Origin of the sequence: Solibacillus kalamii (genome assembly GCF_002174535.1) — a bacterium.
Taxonomy (GTDB): domain Bacteria; phylum Bacillota; class Bacilli; order Bacillales_A; family Planococcaceae; genus Solibacillus; species Solibacillus silvestris.
In genome coordinates this window covers 14,190-30,635 of sequence record NZ_NHNT01000005.1, presented here as the reverse complement: position 1 = coordinate 30,635, position 16,446 = coordinate 14,190, and the positions used below count along the sequence as shown (strand labels likewise).

The following is a 16,446-nucleotide window of genomic DNA, read 5'->3' as shown; positions in this document are numbered from 1 at the left end:
TTTCTTTTTAATTCTAAGTATTTCAATCAAAGTCAATTTTATTTCATTTTTACTTTTTTATGATGCCACTTTGTTTACGTGTAGTGCAGCCATTATTTTTCTAAATTGCTGAATAACTTTGAATAGGAATTTAGATAAATTTTTGAATATAATCAGCTAGTTCTAAAGGTTTTTGCTTTATCAAATAGTATTCTTCTGCTACCCAATATCGTTCGTTATATTTCTTTAACCTTGCTTCTAAATTTCCAATATATGTATCACGTAGAAGTACACGCTCGTATCTTATTTCTTTAGGGCAATCTAAGAAAACGATGTAATCATAAAAATTTTTCCATTCGTCTCGTAAAAGAAAGATGCCTTCAATTAATACAATGCTATTGCTTGATAAATTAATTGTTTTGATGACATGAGTATCCTCTTGCTTTTGATAAAAAGGCAATTTAAAAGGCGAAACGTTTTGTTGTATTTTTTGATAGAGGTGTTCTTTTAAATATTCGGTATCCCATTGTAATTGATAGTATTCAAACCATTGTTCCTGACCTGTATCATATCGCTTGTCTCTTTCAACAATAAAGTCATCGATATGAATAATTACCAAATTTTTTAGAATCCCTTTGAGCTGACTTACAAGTGTTGTTTTGCCAGCACCAGATAAGCCATCTAAAGCAATGATATAGGGTCTTGTTTTATTATGTTTTTCGTACCCCTCTTTAATTTGAAGAATCAAGTTATCATATTTATTCATTTAAATTAAATTTCCTTCGCTGTTTTATTTGTTCTTTTATTTAAGTTTTTTACTCAAAATTATATTCCCTTTGTATTTTGCATTGAGACAAGATAAATTAATAGAGTGATGTTAGCAATGTTTTGGATTTAATACGCTAATTCAACTGGCTACCCCAATCTAAGCTCTTAAAAAACCTCCTTCTGAATTAATTATTTGTCCTGTAATCCATTGTGCCTCTTCACTGGCAAGGAAAGATACTAACCGGGCTGCATCTTCAGGTAATCCGACTCTCCCTGATAAGAACTTACTTGTTAAATGTGTTTTTATCTCATCTGTCATCCAGCCTGTATCGGTAGGACCTGGATTTATTGCGTTTACCGTAATGCCTAATGGTGCCAATTCCGCCGATAAAGAAAGTGTGAAAGCTGATATAGCGCCTTTTGTTGCAACATAAGCTAATTCACCAGTCATCGGTCCAAGTGCTTGTCCAGAAGTCATATTGATAATTCTGCCTTTCAATTTATTTTGTAGCATTAAGCGACGAGCAAATTCAACACTCAGTATAAAAGTTGCTCTCATATTTACCGCATAATGATCATCAAGTGTTTTTGCATCTAATTTCATATATCCATCTCTAGTGGAGTGTGCGGCATTATTAACTAATATTGTCGGTATGCCCAATTGGTAAGCAACCATTTCCAGTAATTTAAATGGAGAGTTTGGTTCAGATAAGTCTATTTCTAAGTTGCCACATCTAACTCCGTATTCTCCTATTATTTCGTTTTGAAAATTTACTGCCCAATCCACATTTGAACCCCAATGTGTAAAAAATATATCTGCACCGTCTTTTGCTAACTTACGACAAACAGCGGTTCCAATTCCTTTGTTATGGCTTGCACCAGTGACTATTGCTATAGAGCCATCTAATTTCATGGTTTCTCCCCCTTGTTTAACAAAACTTTAAATATTATTTCTCGATTCTTGATAAACAAACCTGCCCGTTAGTTTAAGTACATTTATTAAAAAATCCCACCTTAACATTAACATAAATATCCAATTTCATTTTAAACTTGATTCCTTTAAATGGCCCTTTAATTAAATAATGCCCTTTTTTCTATTCAAGAAAAGCGTCAGATTATTGATCAACTTGAATATAATTTCGGCATCCTATGAATTACAGTTGTACTTTGACTAAAGTACCCTTCACTAGTAGCAGATTATTTTTAAATGTAGTGCTTGAAAAAGGGATAAATTGTAAAACAAATTAATTTTTATGGTAAAATTTATAAGTAAGGGGGTTCTAAATGAATAACTTAAATAATGAGAAATCAATTTTTGAAGAAATTAGAGCTGTAAAAAAACAGACCGTTAAAGTATTGGGTTTTGGTTTCGTGGATCTATTTTGAAGAGAGTTTATTAATTGAAAGTAAGTCCCCTTATGCAAATAAGGAAGTAACTATTAATGAAGTGGGAAATTGGATAATAGATTCCGGTACAATAAAGGTTTATTTTAAGCAAGAAGGAAAGACTAGAAAGATTAAAAAAATTGACCTTGATATTCTTTGGGAACCTAACACTAAGGAAAGATATAATGTCACTTGGAAAGATGAAGAAAACAAAGTATCAATAGGCATATTTTTTGAACAATCTGTTCAGTTTGTGGAATTCGACTATTATAATAATCATGTAGAAATAAGAAATGCAGAAGAAAGCAATTAGTCTAAGTAAGAAGAATTAAAGTTTATCTCCCCCTTCTTGGTTATATTAAATTTATTAAGGAAAGGAGTTTGTGCATGAAAACAAAAATTTTATTCGGTTCTGCTATTGTAGTTATAATTATTGCCACACTCGGTGGGGGTTTTATATATTTAAACGATGAAGATGAATCAACTAATAAAAACCTTGTAGTAGCATTTGAACCACAAATTTATCATGCTGAAATCGGAGAATGGGTTTCAAAGATGAACGTATTACTTTCCAAACCGATGAACGACCCAAAATTGATAAAAGCGGGTAACGATGAAGGTTTCGAGTATTACTTGAAGTCACAAGTAGTCAATGATGAATCCCCTGTTCATTTAATTAGAGCATATGAAGAATTGAAAGAAGATTATATAAATTTGTTCCTTTTAACTAGTTATATATCTAATAAACAAGCTGCCCGCACGGTACATTTAGGCCCTAATGGTGAAGCGATAGAATCAACAGATTTAGTTGAACAATGGGCACCTACTGATGAAAACACACATAAAGCATTCGAGTACATGAAGCAAATTATGAATGATTTAGACGTTGCCATTAATCATGAGGGAAAGGGTGAAGTATATGGTGTAACGAATATATTGAATGGCGATAAGGCTTCAGAAGTCAAAAAGTTTGTAACCAGCAGTTGATAGCGAAGATGACGAAAGTTATTCGTCCCCTCAGACAGTAGAAATGTCGAAATTTCGATTTGCTGTCTTTTTTATTTGAATGCTAAGGGAGCATACCAGTTCCATATTATTTGCAGTGACTTGGAACATTTTAATGTTTATTACTAAAATGATTATACGCTTAATATAGAACATTTGGTGAGTTGGTTAGATCACTGATTTTACACAGAACGAAACCAACTGCTATCAAATAAAGTCTGATCCAAACAGTTGGTTCATTATTTATAGTCTGGTTTTTATAAAAAAAGTGAGATTATTTCGGGATGGAATATTCAATTGAAGCGCCATGTTATTGAATATGTATAATGATTTATAATCCTCAATTATGAAATTAAAGGAATCTACTTCACAAAGGTATTTCCAAAATAAAGTGTTAGTAATTTAACCCTTCTAGTTTTTGGCACTACGAGACCATATCATAACCGGAATTAATAATAAAGAGAGAATCCCCCCAATAAATGATAAAGTTAGATAACTTGAACCTGCCATAATCACTCCTGACAAGGCTCCACCAGCAGCTCCTGACAACGCCACGAAAACATCCAATGTACCTTGTGTTTTAGCCCTTGTAGAGGTTGTAGTTGAATCAACAATAAGTGCAGTCCCGCTTATTAACCCAAAATTCCACCCTAATCCGAGTAAAGAAAGTGCAATCACCAGGAAAACCATGGAATCTACTGGTGCAAATGCTGCTGTTAAACCCGCCAGAAGCAACGTAATTCCAGAAGCAATCGCCATAGCAGTACGTCCCAATTTGTCAACAAGGATACCAGTAACCAGAGAAGGTAGATACATGGCACCTATATGAAAACCAATAACAAGACCAACTTCCCCTACGCTATGCCCATGATGCCGCATATGAACAGGTGTCATTGTCATAATAGCTACCATTACAATTTGAGTGAGAACCATAATTGTCGCACCTACAATTATGCCTCTTCTGTTTTCTACTTGCTCAGTAATAGCTGGATGTGTTTTCTCATGCTTTTCTTTGTTGGACGCTTCTATTGTTCTTGCTATTAGTAATGGATCTGGCCGAAGCATAACGAAAAGCACAATACCTGCTAAGATATATGCAGCTGCTGCTAAAATGAAGGGTCCAGCAAGTGCTGGAACGCCAATAGAAAGAGCAATATCACCCATTACATTTACTAAATTCGGACCAGCAACTGCACCAAAAGTTGTAAAAACCATCGTAAGACTAATAGCAGTCGCTCTCTGTTTATTATTTGCTAAGTCCGTACCTGCATACCGAGCTTGTAAATTAGTTGCAGTTCCTGAACCATAAACAAGTAAAGATAGAAATAACAGCAAAACGCTATTTATAATAGCTGCAATAATGACCCCGATTGCCCCAAGCCCACCAATCATAAAACCTGTAGCCAGACCTATACGACGTCCAGACGCTTGCGAAAGTCTCCCAACGAGTAAAGCTGCTCCTGCTGAACCTAAAGTAAATAACGCTGAAGGAAGTCCGGCATAGGCTTCTGTACCAAGCATTTCCTGTGCAAGAAGCGCCCCCACCGTAACTCCTGCTGCTAATCCTGCCCCACCAAAAATTTGTGAGACACTTACAACGAATAATGTACGCTTATATAACGCTTTTTGTTTTTCCGGATAAAGAATGTAGCTTTTCAGTGTAGCGGTTTGTACTTCTGATGATGATTCTATACGAGTTTTTTTTACCATATTCCTACCTGCCTTTCTAAAAAACTACCAACAAGATTTGGAATATCATAACACGCACAAATAAGCCATACAATATTAAAATTGTATGGCAAACAATATTACGTATTTGGTGCGCAAACAGAAGTCCTTACTGCCCTTTCCAGACAACTATTTCCAACTACCAACCCCACTCCTTAGGTATCCAGAAAGTCCTGGTTCCCTCCAAAAGGGACGATCATAGATAGCAACTACTTTAGCCTGTCCTGACATCCATGCTCTTTTCCTCGCTTTATACCTCATTTAAAAGCGACAGCATGTCCTTTTCTACTTGTAATAATACTTGTGGTGATACCAATAGAAAGTATAGTAATAACGGAGAGATAAAACGTCTCTGAAGATAATAATAAACCACCAATAATTATTATTATGGAATCAATAAACAAAATATAAATCCCTACATTTATCCCCGTTTTCTCACATAAAAACTGAGCAATAAAATCCGTGCCTCCCGTACTTGTCTGAAAATTTAACATCAATCCATTTCCAATTCCAACAAGCATGCCACCTAGTAATGAACTGTATATAGCTTCTAATTCAATTAGATTATTTAGTGGGGATAGAAAATCGATAAAAAAGGCATACAGAATCAGACCATGTAAGCTGTTATAGAAATAATTTCTATAAAAAAACCAAGCAAAAATAAAAATAGGAATACTAACTACTATAACTATTAATCCTGTATTAAAACCCCATAAGTAATTTGCTATTAATCCAATTCCTATTGTTCCTCCATCTAATATTTCATGTGGCACTATAAACAGATTTATACCCAATGATATAAAAATGCTTCCGGTAATTAGCGCCAAACCTTTTTTAAAAAAGTACAGGGAACCACCTCTTATTTATACTTTTCAGAACACCTTTTAGTACAATTCAAGTAAAGGAAATACTTAAAAATATATGTTCATTACTCAGTTTAAAGAAGAACTCCCAAAAATTTTTACTATTTGATATTATTATTTTAAAATTCCTTCTAAACATGAGGTTAACCTTCAATACATAACAGTTTGTTCACCAAATACACTAACAATCGAGTCAGTACATTCCTGCTGCCACTGAAATAAATCGCTGGATTTAAACCACTTCCTGAAATGGACACTAACTTCTAACCGTGAATTCACCGAATCCAACATAATCGGCTAAATACTCCTTCTTCTCTCCATTAAAATATTGTCTTTCCACTCTCCATTGAGTTGAGCAATCTTTTCGCGGATACCAACCACACGAAAATCATTTTTAATATGTAAATTAAGACTAGCAACATTTTCTTTAAAGATTTTGGATTCCAATGTCCAAAATCCCTCCTTTTCAGATGCTGTAATCATATGATTCAATAACAAATGTCCAATCCCCTTTCCTATCGCATCTGGTGCAATATAAATGCTTACTTCTCCTACTCCTTTATACACCTTACGTTTTGAAACAGGTGTTAATTTACACCAACCTAAAATATGATTTTCCTCCAAAGCAACAAATGAACAATTTGGATTTGCTTCACCAAACCACTCATTATAAGAATCGGGTGCATTCGATTCGAATGTAGCCATTTTAGTATCGATCCCTGCTTCATAAATTCGCTTTACGTCTAACCAATCTTCACTTGTAACAAATCGTATTTCAATAGTCATATATCAACCTCCAAGTGACTGAATATTAAAATAATAAAACAAATAGTTGCATTTTGCAAATGTTTTTGTTTTACTTTAATTAGAGGTGATTGAATGGAGAATAAACGTGAAATTTTTCACATACTAACACGAAGATTTGGGTTACTAAACAAAAATTGCTGTTCTGTTGGATCCTTTGAAATATCTACAATTCAAAGTCAAATTCTTTACGAAATTGATAAACAGCAAACACCTTCTATGCAACAAATTGCTGAAACACTTGCAATGGATATTACGACATTCAGCCGACAAATTCAAACACTAGTGAAAATGGAATTGGTTAAAAAAACGCCTTCTCTTCAAGATAAACGTGTATCAATTTTATCATTAACAACACAAGGGAAATTTGTCGCAACAACAATAGATGAATCCATGAATGCCTATTTAGAAGAAGTATTCTCGCATATGAACGACTTTGAAAAAGAAACGGTACTTCGTTCGATTCAGCTTCTAAACGAAGCAATGTCTAAATCGACGGTATGCTGTACCCCGATATACTAAGCAAGGATTTCTTGCTTTTTTATTTAGTATATAGTTGCAAAATACAAGTATTTAAGGAGGAAGTTATAAATGAACATACCGTTAACAAATAAAAATCAAAATTCAGGCTGTTGTGCACCAGTATCAGCGTCAACTAATTCTTGCTGTGGTCCTGTGGAAGGTACACAAAATGAGGCACTCCCTAAAGAATCACCTATTAAACTAAATAAACCATATCCTGTCGCTATTATTGGAGCAGGTCCAGTTGGCTTAGCTGCTGCTGCCCATCTATCTTTAGCTGGTGAAGCATTTATCCTACTTGAAAAGGGCTCAGAGGTTGCTGAAAACATTAAATCCTGGCAACATGTTCGTCTATTTTCACCATGGCAATACAACGTAGATAAAGCTGCTAAACAATTGCTACTTAAATCTGGTTGGACTATGCCTGAAGAATCCATCTTACCAACAGGTCAAGAAATCCGCGCGATGTATCTACAGCCATTAGCAAATTTACCTGAGATCAAACCATTTATATCATTTAATACAACCGTTGTCGGCATTAGTAAAAAGAATCACGATAAAATGAAATCAGCCAGTCGCGATTCTGCACCATTTGTACTTTATACAGAACAAAACGGTAAGACAGAGCGCATTTTTGCCAGTGCTGTTATTGATGCTACGGGTACATGGGCAACGCCGAATCCTGTTCATGCAGCGAATGTTTGGACTTCAGCTGAGCAAAAGCTTGCTGACAAGATTTTTTATGGTATTCCGAATGTTAAATCATTAAATGATCGCTATAAAGGCAAGCGTGTCGCTGTTATTGGAGGTGGACACTCAGCTATTAATACGATTTTAGAATTAGAAAAACTTGAAGATGTTGAAATTATATGGGTTTTACGTAAAAAGCGTGTAGAAGAAGCTTATGGCGGTGAAGAAAAGGATGCGCTTGCTGCTAGAGGTGAATTAGGAAGTCGCATTCATACTTTAGTTAATGAAGAAAAAATAAAAGTCTTTACTCCATTTTATATCGAAGAGCTTACACAAACATCTGATGGAATTATCATAAAAGGTGATGGCCCAACTGGCGAACAACAACTTCCCGCAGTTGATGAAATTATTGGGAATACAGGAAGCCGACCAGACTTCTCATTTTTAAAAGAAATCCGATTATCGATTGACTCTACTGTCGAAAGTGTTGAAGCATTAGCACCACTCATTGATCCAAATGAGCATAGCTGCGGTACGGTCCGTCCTCATGGTGAGTTAGAATTACGTCATCCTGAATCTGGCTTTTATATTGTCGGTATGAAAAGTTATGGACGTGCCCCTACATTCCTAATGGCAACTGGTTATGAGCAAGTTCGATCAATTGTCGCTTACTTAACAGGTGATCTCGAAGCTGCTCGTAAAGTTGAGCTGGATCTTCCTGAAACTGGTGTCTGCAGTTTAGATTTAAATAGTAATAACAAATCTAACTGCTGTTAAAAAAGGATCCCCTTGAAAACATTTCAAGGGGATTTCTTAATACTCAGTATACTATTTTTTTAACTCATCGTTTACGAACTGCTCAATGCGTGCACCGATAGCATCACGTACTTGCTGGAACACTGCCCATTGCTCTTCCTCTGTACCTGTAGCTTTTGCCGGGTCTTCGAATCCCCAATGCTCACGGCGTACACCTGGTGGAGTCATTGGACACTTATCGGCTGCATCTCCGCAAAGTGTTACGACTAATGTTGCTTTGTTTAAAATATCTTGGTTAATTAAATCCGAAGTATGGTGAGAAATATCGATCCCTACTTCATTCATTGCCTTAATCGCATTGGGATTGACACCATGCGTTTCAATTCCAGCTGAATACACTTCCCAATCTTCCGGTAATAGCTTTTGTGCCCATCCATCTGCCATTTGTGAACGACATGAATTCCCTGTACATAAGAAATATAGTGTGTTTTTTGTCATTTGAAAACCGCCCTTATTAAAAGATTAGTAATGTAATATATAGTCCAATTAAAGTAAAGATAAGAATTGGCACCGTTAACACAATCCCCGTTTTAAAGTACGTACCCCAAGAAATTTTTACGCCTTTTTGAGATAGTACATATAACCAAACCAGTGTTGCCAGTGATCCGATTGGTGTAATTTTTGGACCTAAGTCTGACCCGATCACGTTTGCGTAAATTAATGCTTCACGTAACGTACCATTCGTCGTCGTTTCAGCAATCGCTAAAGCATTGACCATCACAGTTGGCATATTGTTCATGACAGATGATAGAAAAGCCGCGATAAAGCCCATTCCAACAGTAGCTGCGAACAATCCTTGCTCTGCTGTCCATTCAATTACACTAGCTAACATAGGAGTTAAACCTGCATTGCCAAGTCCGTAAACAACAACATACATCCCGATTGAAAAGAAGACGATATTCCAAGGTGCACCATTCACAACCGCTTTTGTATCAACGACAGCACTTTGTCGTGCCATGACTAAGAAGAAAACTGCAATAACGCCTGCTACAAGAGAAACTGGTACGCCAATAAATTCACTTGAGAAATAGCCAACAACTAAAATTGCTAGCACAACCCATGAAAGTTTAAACATTTTCATATCTTTAATCGCAAGGTTTGGTTCCTTTAACATCGATTCATTGTATTCGCGTGGAATCGACTTGTTAAAGTAAATCAGCAGCACGACAATCGTTGCCGCTAGCGAGAACAAGTTCGGAATAATCATACGCGAAGCATACTCTACAAACCCAATATCGAAGAAATCTGCTGAAACGATGTTGACTAAGTTACTTACGACAAACGGTAAACTTGTCGTGTCTGCAATAAAGCCACTTGCCATAATAAACGGGAAAATCATTTTTTCGCTAAACTGTAAATTACGCACCATTGCTAACACAATGGGTGTTAAAATCAAAGCAGCTCCGTCATTCGCAAATAATGCAGCAACGACAGCTCCTAGCAAACTAACATACACAAACATTTTGATACCATTGCCTTTTGCGGCCCGCGCCATATGTAGTGCAGCCCATTCGAACAAGCCAATTTCATCTAATATAAGTGAAATTAATATAATCGCAATAAACGATAATGTGGCATTCCACGTAATATCAATGACTGTGCCGACATCGTTAAAATCAACAACACCAACAAGTAATGCGACGATTGCGCCAACCATTGCCGACCAGCCAATATTCAGTCCCTTTGGCTGCCAGATTACAAAAACCAGCGTTACGATAAAAATGAGTAACGCAATGACAAACATATTCAATTTTTAGCCCTCCACACATTCACTATTAATTTTACATCCACATGTTGAATCTTCGTTAATTGAAGCAAGTATATTTCGCATTAACGAAGTTTGATTCTCTTGAATTCGATAATGCTTCCACGTACCTACTTTGCGTTCTGTAATAATACCGGCCTCCTTGAGCTTACGTAAATGCTGGCTCACAGCGGGTTGTGAAATATTAAGGACGTCTGTAAAATCACATACGCATACTTCCCCTATTTTCAGACACGCTAAAATACGTAAACGATTGGCATCAGCAACAGCCTTCAACTGTTTTTCCATTAAATCGAGCTCCATTTGTACCCTCCATAGGTATATAATAATATACTTATATAGAACATAAAAAAATATATAAGAATATGCTTATATTATGTTATGATCATTATTTTTGCAACCTCAATTTTTTATTTACTGCTGTAACTTTGAAATAAAGTTTGAGCAAAGCCATTCATTAATCTTTCTTATACACGACACCTTTCAACCTCTTCAATGAAAAAGGGCTTTCATAATTTGAAAGCCCTTATCATTACTCTTTCACTCTCATAAGCCGTAAACTATTTAATGAAACCAAAAGTGTGGCCCCCATATCAGAAAGAATGGCAATCCAAAGTGTTAACCAGCCTGGTATTACTAAAAGCAGTGCAAGGAATTTAATACCTATCGCAAAAGCAATGTTAGCCTTAATTATATTTAATGCTTTACGGCTTAACTTTACAGTGAATGGAAGTTTTTTTAAATCATCGCCCATTAAGGCAACATCAGCTGTTTCTAAAGCGGTATCTGTACCGGCACCACCCATCGCAATACCTACTGTAGAAGCTGCTAACGCTGGTGCATCATTGACACCGTCTCCTACCATCGCTACATTTCCGTACTCAGATCTTAATTTTTTAATAAAACTTAATTTATCTTCAGGCATTAAGTCGGCTTGTATTTCTGATACCCCAACATTGTCACCTATTGCCCTCGCAGTTCTTTTATTATCACCCGTAAGCATGATTGTTTTTTGAACGCCAAGTAGATGCAATTTATTAATTACTTCTTTGCTCGATTCACGGACTTCATCTGCTACAGCGATAATTGCTAATATTAAATGCATGGTTCCAATTACCATTACTGTTTTACCTTGATTTTGAAGATCAGTTACATTCTGTTCTAGATGGTGACTGAAATTTATCGAGTCCATATCCTTAAATAATTTTGGACTACCAATATAATAAGTTGTTCCATTAATTGTACCCATAACGCCTTTACCTGTAATTGAAGTAAAGTCTTCTACTATGACATCTGAAAAAGAAATTGAATCATTTTCTGCTTTTTTAACAATTGCTGTTGCAAGTGGATGTTGGGAACGTGTTTCTAACGCCGTAATCACAGCAAGTAAATCTTCTTCATTGACATTATTTTCAAAGATTTTATAATCTGTTACAACGGGAGCACCTTTTGTTAAAGTCCCTGTCTTATCGAATGCGATTGCTTTTAAAGTGCCCATTTCTTCTAAATAAACGCCACCTTTTATAAGAACACCCTTCTTAGCTGCATTTCCAATTGCCGAAACAATTGAAATTGGTGTAGAAATTACGAGTGCACATGGACAACCGACTACTAAAACGGATAATCCTTGATAGACCCAAGTTTCCCAACTACCATCAAAGAAAAGAGGAGGCACTACTGCAACTAATCCAGCGATCACCATAATAATGGGTGTATAATACTTTGCAAATTTATCTACGAATGCCTGTGATGGTGCTCGTTCATCTTGTGCTTCCTCAACTAATTCAATAATTTTTGAAATGGTTGTATCCTCAACTAATTTTGTAATTTTAACTTCAAGTAATCCTTCTTCATTTAATGTACCTGCAAATACCTCATCATCTACTGATTTACCGACAGGAACTGATTCACCCGTAATAGCGGCCTGGTTTACAGAAGAATAACCATTTACGACAACACCATCCATCGCAATTTTTTGACCAGGTTTTACAATCATGATGTCCCCGACTGTGATTTCTTCTACATGAATCATTAATTCTTGACCATTTCTTCTAACGAGGGCCTCTTTTGGAGCGATATCCATTAATGAGCGAATTGATTGTCTTGCTTTATCCATTGAATAACGCTCAAGTGCTTCGCTGATTGCAAAGAGAATCACAACAATCGATGCTTCTGCCCATTCACCAATGAACGCTGCACCGAGAACGGCAACTGTCATTAAAGTTTTCATATCAAAATCTAGACGACGCAAGTTTTGGAATCCGACTTTAAAAAGAGAGTATCCACCAATAACAATTGATGTGATAAACAATAACGAAGTGATGAGATTAGCTTCCCCGTTTATAAACTGTGAAAGATAGCCAAAGACAATAAATAGACCGGCATACAATAAAGTGCTGTGCTTTTTATAAAAGGGTACTTTTACCTCAGTAGGCTCATTACTTTCATTCTTAAAATTTCCTTCATGGCGAACAGGCTTATCAGGAATCACTTTCAGATTCTCAAAAGCACCTGCTTTTTCTAATTCCTCAATTGTCGCATCACCATACACGCTAATTTTTGAAGCGCCAAAATTCACCTTTGCATCTTGTACCCCGGTAATTTCTTTTACATTGCGCTCAAACTTCCCTGCACAGTTTGCACAGGAAAAACCCTCAACTCTAAATACTTTTTTATCCTTTAATGATTCAGTTGAATTATTCAACTCGATCACCTTCCTTTTGATGGGCAAATGCTATTTCAATGAGTTGTTTTACATGATCGTCATCCAATGAATAATAAACTAATTTCCCTTCTTTACGGTATTTTGCTATTCCGAGATTTTTAAGTAATCGTAAATGATGTGAAGCTGTAGCTGTAGTTGCTCCTACAATATTGGCTACGTCACAAACACACAGTTCATTTTGTGACAAGGCGTAAGCAATTTTAATTCTTGTATCATCTGATAAGGCTTTAAAAATTTTGGCTACTTCTATTGGGTTTTCCATAGATAATTTATTTTGAATCAATTTTACATTTTCTTCATTTATACATGTGATTTCACATACATCATTTGCTTTATGCAAATTATTCACCCCTTTATTCTAATATATGTTTGACTGTATATATTAGATTATGCTTTTTTACCCAAATAATCAAATGAATATTTGAATGAGGTATTAATTTTATTCGACAATAATCCAATAGAAAGCCTTCCTCTTGAAAAAGTTAATGCAAAAGTGCCTTTTTCTATAAACCTTTCCCTAACTTCAATTCCCTCTACTTATATAATAGAAATACAATAAACATTTAGAAATATAATAAACATTTGCTATATATATAAATATTACCAGTATTATTATACTAAAATAACTAGTAAAATATAATTATAATCAAAAAGGAGGATTTACCGCGTTGAAAAAAGTATTTAAACTCGGTTGTGGTGGGTTCTTAGCCCTAATTATACTTGTAGTAATCATTGCCGTGTTCAGTGACGGAGAAACGTCTGAAGTGGATTCAGATACAAAAGTTGAAGCGACAACTGAACCAAAAGAAAACGCAGCAGAACCAAAAGAAGCTGTAAAAGAAGAGCCTAAAGAGGAAGCAAAAGAAGATAATGTACCGCGCGAATATAAATCTGCGTTGAAAAAAGCGGAAATGTATGCTGAAACAATGCAAATGTCTAAAGCAGGTATTTACGATCAGTTAATTTCGGAATATGGAGAAGGTTTCCCTAAAGAAGCTGCGCAATATGCAATCGATAACCTGGAGCATGACTGGAAAGCGAATGCATTAGAAAAAGCAAAATCATACGCTGAAACAATGGCAATGTCTGACTCTGCAATTTATGATCAATTGATTTCCGAATACGGTGAAAAATTTACGCCTGAAGAAGCTCAGTACGCAATTGATAATTTAGAATAAAATGAAAGCCTTCCATCGAATTTGTGGAAGGCTTTTTTCGTTAAAATTCATCGATTATTTTTATTACCGTCTTTAAAAGATCAATGGAATTGACAGGATCGCTCTTATACTGCAAACTATGATCCGCGCCTGCAAGTAGTCTTGTCACAAGCTTAGGATTATTGACGAATTGACTGTATCTTTCCGCATTATAATGCGTGTCATCATCCCCAATTAAACATAAACTTTCGTTATGACTGTTTAACATCGATTCAAAAACATCATCCCGATTAAGAAGCGGTGTTAACCACACAGCTTTTGCATTATAAAAAATCTCTCTTTCCAACAGAGATGCCATAGCAATTGTACCTAGAGATTTTCCGACAAAATAATAGTCCTCATACGAATTTTCTTTTAAAACGTTATCTATGACCGCACCAACATCATGTTTAATCGCTTCAACGAGTTCTTCTATACTGAAATGATCATAGAACTTATCGTTATACGTATAATTGACCTGCAGCACATCTACAGACTTCCGTAAAAATACACTCGTTGAATAATGAAGAAGAGGTGCTTGAGCGGTATAGCCGGCCCCAGGAAGTAAAATCGCCAATTTTGAGGCATGCTCATCAGTGCTTAATATTGTAAAAGGAATTTCCTTTTCTCTATAACCTGTAATAGTACCTATTTTTACTTTAAACATACACATACCTCCTTAAATAGTTTATTTATTACTCGGTTCACTCGCATTTTTATCGATATTCACGTTCCATGAAACAATCGTTGTACTGTCCCGTACGCCGTTTTCCTGAATTTCTTTTAATAGATGGCGCACAGCATTGGAATGAGATTTGGTATGGTCAAACACCTTCATAATTTCCTGAGGGTTATCAAATGAAGTATGAGGGCATTCTGTTAACCCGTCCGTTGTCACAAAAAGCTGATTTAGCCCTTTTCGCAATTCCCTGCGCCCCGTACTGTAACATGGTACTTCCATTTCAAATGTATTGACATTCCCGATCCACTCGTAAAAATTCCTTTGATTTAGCTGATATTGATGCATATTAGCCAGTTCAGGATGAAATAGATGAAGAATACAGTCACCAACTGAAAACCACCAAATATATTTGTTTTTCCTAAAAACGATAAGACAAGCCGTTTCCCCTTGCACCTTACGGCAACGAGCTAAAAAATGCGGATCCTGAAAAATCTGAATGATATAATCATCCAATTCATTAAAAGCATCGGGGAGTGACTTGTTTAAAATTGTGATCAAGTTATATTCTTCATTCACAAAGGTCTCCACGACTAGTTCGGCACTTTCCGAACTGTTATGAGCATCAAGAATCATAACGAATTCCCAGTCCTGCTCTTTATTCAACCAAACGATACAACCATCTTCGTTTTTGTATTGCCCTGCTGATGAATTACCGCCAAACCGTCCAATTGCAAGATTGGTGAATTGCTGAATATGTGGTAAATCAACAAAATGCGTTTCGCTCCCTACCCAACTGAATTTAAACACTTTTTACCTACCTCCTTACGCCACATAATTTATAGATTTTCATAGTATATCACCTTCAAGGTAAAATTTGTAAAATAAAGAAAAAGCTTAACTCTTTATTGAGCTAAGCATTTTTTCTCGACTGAAAATGACTATTTCTTTTCATACTCATCGAATTTTATGTTTTTCTTACTAGCCATTAGATAAATATAACTCGTTGCCATCGATTTATCTTCCTGAATTATTAATTCATTCCCCGATTTATCGATAAATTTATAATTGCCTAATGCATTCGGCACAAACTCTAAAGCAACACGCTCAATCGAATCCCATTGCATTTTCTGAGAGCCGATTAATTGGCTTTTAAACACTACCTGTTCATTAATCGCTGTGTACGTACTTGTTGAGCTATACAACGTCACCAACCCTCCGATCAGGAGCAGTAAACTAACCACATAGGTCGCAATTTGACGTTTCCAGCATAGCAATGCAAAAGCTGCGGCCAATATTACAAATCCTGCGATTATAATTTTCACATTGGTTCTAAATGAATAAATATAAAAATACGAGCGATCTGTCAAAAATAAATCCGGAACAGTCATAGGTACGAATATGGCGAACAGCGGTGAAATAATGATACAAGTAACCGCCATTACACCAAAAATCAGTCTCGGTGAATAGTTTTTAAACATGGCCGTTCTCATCCCCTCTTAAAAAATATCTTTATACTA

Annotated in this window: 18 protein-coding genes; 5 read left to right on the top strand and 13 right to left on the bottom strand. The window is 35.8% G+C overall.

Annotated features, from left to right (window positions below; all coding sequences use genetic code 11):
- Positions 1–130: 130 nt before the first annotated feature.
- Both CBM15_RS09180 and CBM15_RS09175 read right to left on the bottom strand, forming a co-directional pair.
- A complete protein-coding gene (locus CBM15_RS09180) occupies positions 131–745 on the bottom strand; it encodes a kinase (RefSeq protein WP_087617244.1) in 615 nt (204 codons plus the stop codon).
- A 159-nt stretch (positions 746–904) separates the two neighbouring features.
- Positions 905–1,660, bottom strand: coding sequence for an SDR family oxidoreductase (locus tag CBM15_RS09175; RefSeq protein WP_087617243.1), 756 nt, complete (start codon positions 1,658–1,660; stop codon positions 905–907).
- A 450-nt stretch (positions 1,661–2,110) separates the two neighbouring features.
- Here CBM15_RS09175 and CBM15_RS09170 point away from each other — a divergent pair, with 450 nt between their 5' ends.
- The gene (locus CBM15_RS09170) at positions 2,111–2,446 is read left to right on the top strand and encodes a hypothetical protein (protein WP_140405560.1); all 336 of its coding nucleotides are present in this window, start codon (positions 2,111–2,113) and stop codon (positions 2,444–2,446) included.
- Positions 2,447–2,520: 74 nt separating this feature from the next.
- Positions 2,521–3,120: a hypothetical protein gene (locus tag CBM15_RS09165; protein WP_087617241.1), complete on the top strand. Its 600-nt coding sequence runs from the start codon at positions 2,521–2,523 to the stop codon at positions 3,118–3,120.
- Positions 3,121–3,549: 429 nt separating this feature from the next.
- Here the strand turns inward: CBM15_RS09165 and CBM15_RS09160 are convergent, their stop codons facing one another.
- The 3 genes from CBM15_RS09160 to CBM15_RS09150 all read right to left on the bottom strand — a co-directional run bounded on the left by CBM15_RS09160 (position 3,550) and on the right by CBM15_RS09150 (position 6,515).
- The gene (locus CBM15_RS09160; RefSeq protein WP_087617240.1) at positions 3,550–4,848 is read right to left on the bottom strand and encodes an MFS transporter; all 1,299 of its coding nucleotides are present in this window, start codon (positions 4,846–4,848) and stop codon (positions 3,550–3,552) included.
- A gap of 275 nt (positions 4,849–5,123) precedes the next feature.
- Positions 5,124–5,714, bottom strand: a complete 591-nt coding sequence (locus tag CBM15_RS09155; protein ID WP_087617239.1) for a YitT family protein — start codon at positions 5,712–5,714, stop codon at positions 5,124–5,126.
- A 312-nt stretch (positions 5,715–6,026) separates the two neighbouring features.
- Complete coding sequence (locus CBM15_RS09150; protein WP_087617238.1) at positions 6,027–6,515, bottom strand: GNAT family N-acetyltransferase; 489 nt, start codon at positions 6,513–6,515, stop codon at positions 6,027–6,029.
- A gap of 93 nt (positions 6,516–6,608) precedes the next feature.
- Between CBM15_RS09150 and CBM15_RS09145 the strand changes: the two genes are divergently transcribed.
- The gene (locus tag CBM15_RS09145) at positions 6,609–7,055 is read left to right on the top strand and encodes a MarR family winged helix-turn-helix transcriptional regulator (RefSeq protein ID WP_087617237.1); all 447 of its coding nucleotides are present in this window, start codon (positions 6,609–6,611) and stop codon (positions 7,053–7,055) included.
- 69 nt (positions 7,056–7,124) lie between these two features.
- Positions 7,125–8,522 (top strand): NAD(P)-binding domain-containing protein, encoded by a 1,398-nt coding sequence (locus CBM15_RS09140; RefSeq protein ID WP_087617236.1) that lies wholly within the window; start codon positions 7,125–7,127, stop codon positions 8,520–8,522.
- 51 nt (positions 8,523–8,573) lie between these two features.
- Here the strand turns inward: CBM15_RS09140 and arsC are convergent, their stop codons facing one another.
- From arsC to CBM15_RS09115, 5 genes are all read right to left on the bottom strand, one after another.
- Positions 8,574–8,999 (bottom strand): arsenate reductase (thioredoxin), encoded by a 426-nt coding sequence (gene arsC, locus CBM15_RS09135; RefSeq protein ID WP_087617235.1) that lies wholly within the window; start codon positions 8,997–8,999, stop codon positions 8,574–8,576.
- Between the two features lie 16 nt (positions 9,000–9,015).
- Positions 9,016–10,305 (bottom strand): arsenic transporter, encoded by a 1,290-nt coding sequence (locus CBM15_RS09130; protein ID WP_193433781.1) that lies wholly within the window; start codon positions 10,303–10,305, stop codon positions 9,016–9,018.
- A 9-nt stretch (positions 10,306–10,314) separates the two neighbouring features.
- The gene (locus CBM15_RS09125; protein WP_087617233.1) at positions 10,315–10,629 is read right to left on the bottom strand and encodes an ArsR/SmtB family transcription factor; all 315 of its coding nucleotides are present in this window, start codon (positions 10,627–10,629) and stop codon (positions 10,315–10,317) included.
- 229 nt (positions 10,630–10,858) lie between these two features.
- Entirely contained in the window at positions 10,859–13,030 is a 2,172-nt protein-coding gene (locus CBM15_RS09120) for a heavy metal translocating P-type ATPase (protein ID WP_087617232.1), read from the bottom strand.
- Entirely contained in the window at positions 13,023–13,391 is a 369-nt protein-coding gene (locus CBM15_RS09115) for an ArsR/SmtB family transcription factor (protein WP_087617231.1), read from the bottom strand. The genes CBM15_RS09120 and CBM15_RS09115 overlap by 8 nt, the downstream gene beginning before the upstream one ends.
- Before the next feature lie 328 nt (positions 13,392–13,719).
- Here CBM15_RS09115 and CBM15_RS09110 point away from each other — a divergent pair, with 328 nt between their 5' ends.
- Positions 13,720–14,229, top strand: a complete 510-nt coding sequence (locus CBM15_RS09110; RefSeq protein WP_087617230.1) for an Ltp family lipoprotein — start codon at positions 13,720–13,722, stop codon at positions 14,227–14,229.
- A 40-nt stretch (positions 14,230–14,269) separates the two neighbouring features.
- Here CBM15_RS09110 and CBM15_RS09105 read toward each other — a convergent pair whose 3' ends face one another.
- The 3 genes from CBM15_RS09105 to CBM15_RS09095 all read right to left on the bottom strand — a co-directional run bounded on the left by CBM15_RS09105 (position 14,270) and on the right by CBM15_RS09095 (position 16,407).
- Positions 14,270–14,914: an alpha/beta hydrolase gene (locus CBM15_RS09105; RefSeq protein WP_087617229.1), complete on the bottom strand. Its 645-nt coding sequence runs from the start codon at positions 14,912–14,914 to the stop codon at positions 14,270–14,272.
- A gap of 21 nt (positions 14,915–14,935) precedes the next feature.
- Complete coding sequence (locus tag CBM15_RS09100; RefSeq protein WP_087617228.1) at positions 14,936–15,736, bottom strand: PP2C family serine/threonine-protein phosphatase; 801 nt, start codon at positions 15,734–15,736, stop codon at positions 14,936–14,938.
- Positions 15,737–15,867: 131 nt separating this feature from the next.
- Positions 15,868–16,407 carry an ATP-dependent exonuclease gene (locus CBM15_RS09095; protein WP_087617227.1) on the bottom strand — a complete coding sequence of 180 codons (540 nt, stop codon included), beginning with the start codon at positions 16,405–16,407 and terminating at the stop codon, positions 15,868–15,870.
- Between the last annotated feature and the right edge of the window lie 39 nt (positions 16,408–16,446).